Origin of the sequence: Streptomyces glaucescens (genome assembly GCF_002154375.1) — a bacterium.
Lineage (GTDB): Bacteria > Actinomycetota > Actinomycetes > Streptomycetales > Streptomycetaceae > Streptomyces > Streptomyces glaucescens.
In genome coordinates this window covers 1-3,361 of the sequence record NZ_MUND01000962.1, presented here as the reverse complement: position 1 = coordinate 3,361, position 3,361 = coordinate 1, and the positions used below count along the sequence as shown (strand labels likewise).

Here is a 3,361-nt window from a genome sequence, read left to right as displayed (position 1 = left end):
GCGACCCCCCGCTCACCGCCGGGGGCGACCCGTACGGGCACGGTCTCGGCGCCCTCCCGCCGGGCACGGCCGGCGAGGACGCCGGCGACTCCGCGCACGAAGGCGTCCGGCGCGGTGGCGACCGTACGGCCGCCGAGCAGGACGAGGTCGATGTCGAGCAGCCCGACGAGGTTCGCGGCGCCCGCACCGAGCACGCGCGCGGCCTCGTCGAGGTCGCCGCCCGCGACGGCGGCCAGGCACAGCGCCTCGATGCAGCCGCGTCCGCCGCAGGTGCAGGGCGGGCCGTCGAGCTGGATGACCTGGTGCCCGAACTCGCCGGCGCCGGTGCGTGCGCCCCGGTGCACGGTGCCGCCGATCACCAGGCCGGCGCCGAGCCCCGTACCGAGGTGGAGGTAGGCGAACGACCCCACGGCCCGGCCGACCTCCTCCCCCACCGCGAGGTTGAGCGCCGCCGCGTTGGTGTCCTTGTCGACCACGACCGGCATGCCGAGCCGCCGGGCCAGCGCGTCGCGCAGCGGGAAGCCGTCCCACTCGGGGAATCCGGTGACGCGGTGCAGTACGCCGCGCGTGTGGTCGAGCGGGCCGGGCAGAGCGACGCCGACTCCGAGCACGCTCCCCGCACGGACCGTGCCCGCGACTGCACCCGCACCCGTGTCCGCCTCCGCGACCGCCCCCGCGACCGCCGCCGTCACCTCCCGGGCGACGGCCGCGACGACGGCGTCCGCGCCCGCTCCCAGGTCCAGCGGGGCCCGCCGCTCCGCCACCACCGCGCCGGTGAGATCCACCAGCACGGTGCGCAGTTCGTCCCGGTCCAGGTGGGCTCCGACGGCGTGGCCCGCGCCCGGTACCAGCCGGAGGACGGTGCGCGGCTTGCCGCCGGTGGAGGCGCGGCGGCCCGCCTCGGCGACGAGCCCTTCGGCCCGCAGCCGCGCGGTGATCTTGCTGACCGCCTGCGGGGTGAGCCCGGTGCGCTCGGCCAGCTCCAGCCGGCTGATGCCCTCCTCGCCGGCGGTGCGCAGCAGGTCGAGCACGAGCGCGGTGTTGTGGCTGCGCAGCGCCAGCAGATTCGCACCCTCGGCCACTGCGTTCGTCCTGTTCACGCCCCCCATTCTGCCTCGCGCTTGCACTTTGGCAACAGCGTTGCGAAAGTGGACGCATGACGACTGGCACCTCAGGCACCCCCCTCCGCGTCGGCCTCATCGGTTACGGCCTCGCGGGCTCCGTCTTCCACGCGCCGCTGATCGCCACCACCGAGGGCCTCGCCCTCGACACGGTGGTCACCGCCAACCCGGAGCGGCAGGAACAGGCCCGCACCGAACACCCCGGCGTCCGGATCGCCGCCACGCCGGACGAGCTGTTCGACCGCGCCGGCGAACTCGACCTGATCGTCATCGCGTCCCCGAACAAGACGCACGTCCCGCTCGCGACGGCCGCCCTCGAGGCCGGTCTGCCGGTCGTCGTCGACAAGCCGGTGGCGGGCACCGCCGCCGAGGCGCGCGGGCTGGCGGACCTGGCCGCCGGCCGCGGACTGCTCCTGTCGGTGTTCCAGAACCGCCGCTGGGACAACGACTTCCTCACCCTGCGCAAGCTGCTGGCCGAGGGCGAGCTGGGTGACGTCTGGCGCTTCGAGTCCCGCTTCGAGCGGTGGCGTCCGCAGCCGAAGGGCGGCTGGCGGGAGTCCGGTGACCCCGCGGAGATCGGAGGCCTGCTGTACGACCTGGGCAGCCACGTCGTCGACCAGGCGCTGGCCCTCTTCGGCCCGGCCACCCACGTGTACGCGGAGGCGGACGTCCGCCGGGCGGGCGCGGAGACCGACGACGACACGTTCATCGCGCTGACGCACGCGAGCGGGGTCCGCTCCCACCTGTACGTCTCGGCCACCACCGCCCAGCTCGGACCGCGTTTCCGGGTGCTGGGGTCGCGGGCTGGGTACGTCAAGTACGGCCTGGACCCGCAGGAGGCGGCCCTGCGCGAGGGACGGCGCCCCGGGAACGGAGAGGACTGGGGTGTGGAGCCCGAGTCGCTGTGGGGCCGGGTCGGTTCCGGCGAGTCCCCGGTGACCGGCGGCGGCCGGCCCGAGCCGACGCTGCCGGGCGACTACCCCGCCTATTACGCGGCGATCGCCCGCGCCCTGCTGGAGGATGGTCCCAACCCGGTGACCGCGCTGGAGGCGGCCGCCGCCCTCGACGTACTGGAAGCGGCCCGCCGTTCGGCCCGAGACGGAGTGACGGTGACCCTGTGACACACCCCCAGAAGCACACCCCGCACGCCCCCGCCATGACCCCGAAGATCGCGCCCGAACTGGTCCCGAGCATCGAGGAGCTGGAGGCACAGGAACGCCGCCTGGTCTTCCGCCGGTTCACCCCGGACGACGCCTGGGAGCTGGGCTCCCTCCTGGTCCGGCTGGCCCGGGAACGGCAGGCCCCGGTCGCGATCGACATCCACCGCGCCGGACAGCAGCTGTTCCACGCCGCGCTCCCCGGCTCCACCCCGGACAACGACGCCTGGATCGCCCGCAAGCGCCGGGTGGTGGAGCGCTACGGCTCGGCCTCGTACCTGGTGGGCGCCCGCTTCCGGGCCAAGGGCACCACGTTCGAGGAGTCGTCCCGGCTCGACCCGGACCTGTACGCGGCGCACGGCGGCTCGTTCCCCGTCCACGTCGAGGACGTCGGGGTGATCGGGGCGGTCACGGTCTCCGGACTGCCGCAGCTCCAGGACCACCGGCTCGTGGTGGAGGCGCTGGAGGAGTTCCTGAAGGACTGAGCGTCCCTCAACTGAACGTTCGCCACCTGAGCGTTCAGGAGGACGTACGGAAGTACCGCGGCCGGGAATGCCCCGGCCGGTCCCTCCGGTTGCCACAGCCGTAACTGCCGTCGCACGCCGGAGGGACCACCCGTATGAGCACGCTCCTCAAGGACGACATAGGCCGGTACGGCATCTGGAGCATCGGCCTGCGCTCGGAGGACCCGGCCCTCGCCGGCGAACGGGCTGAGGCGGTGGCCGAGTTGGAGGAGCTGGGCTTCGGCGCCGTATGGCTGGGCGGCAACAGTGCCGCGCAGCACGCCGCCCCGCTGCTCGCGGCCACCTCCACGCTCACCGTGGGCACCAGCATCCAGAGCATCTGGCAGTACGAGGCCACCGAGAGCGCGGCGTCCTTCGCCGGGCTGGAGGCGGCGCACCCGGGCCGCTTCGTCCTGGGCCTCGGGGTGAGCCACGCCAAGCTGGCGGCCCAGTACCGGCGGCCGTACTCGGCGCTGGTCGGCTACCTGGACGCGCTGGACGAGGCGGGCGTACCGGCGGACCGCCGGGTCCTCGCGGCCCTCGGCCCGAAGACCCTGGAGCTGTCCCGCGAGCGGGCGGC

Annotated in this window: 4 protein-coding genes; 3 read left to right on the top strand and 1 reads right to left on the bottom strand. The window is 74.6% G+C overall.

All coding sequences use genetic code 11. The features are described 5' to 3' along the window. Positions 1 to 1,109 (bottom strand): ROK family protein (locus tag CCN42_RS39780; RefSeq protein WP_086742008.1); only part of this gene is annotated, 1,109 nt, incomplete at its 3' end. Between the two features lie 47 nt (positions 1,110 to 1,156). Here CCN42_RS39780 and CCN42_RS39775 point away from each other — a divergent pair. The 3 genes from CCN42_RS39775 to CCN42_RS39765 form a co-directional block, all read left to right on the top strand. Beyond that, on the top strand, positions 1,157 to 2,242 hold the full coding sequence (locus CCN42_RS39775; protein WP_086742006.1) for a Gfo/Idh/MocA family protein: 1,086 nt from the start codon (positions 1,157 to 1,159) through the stop codon (positions 2,240 to 2,242). A gap of 35 nt (positions 2,243 to 2,277) precedes the next feature. Further along, entirely contained in the window at positions 2,278 to 2,763 is a 486-nt protein-coding gene (locus CCN42_RS39770; RefSeq protein WP_086742007.1) for a heme-degrading domain-containing protein, read from the top strand. A 134-nt stretch (positions 2,764 to 2,897) separates the two neighbouring features. Continuing rightward, on the top strand, positions 2,898 to 3,361 hold a 464-nt coding region (locus CCN42_RS39765), incomplete at its 3' end, for an LLM class flavin-dependent oxidoreductase (RefSeq protein WP_143662213.1).

Excerpts from the sequence above, each read along its gene's own strand:
- CCN42_RS39770 (WP_086742007.1), top strand. The coding sequence starts at position 2,278 with ATGACCCCGAAGATCGCGCCCGAACTGGTCCCGAGCATCGAGGAGCTG.
- CCN42_RS39775 (WP_086742006.1), top strand. The coding sequence starts at position 1,157 with ATGACGACTGGCACCTCAGGCACCCCCCTCCGCGTCGGCCTCATCGGT.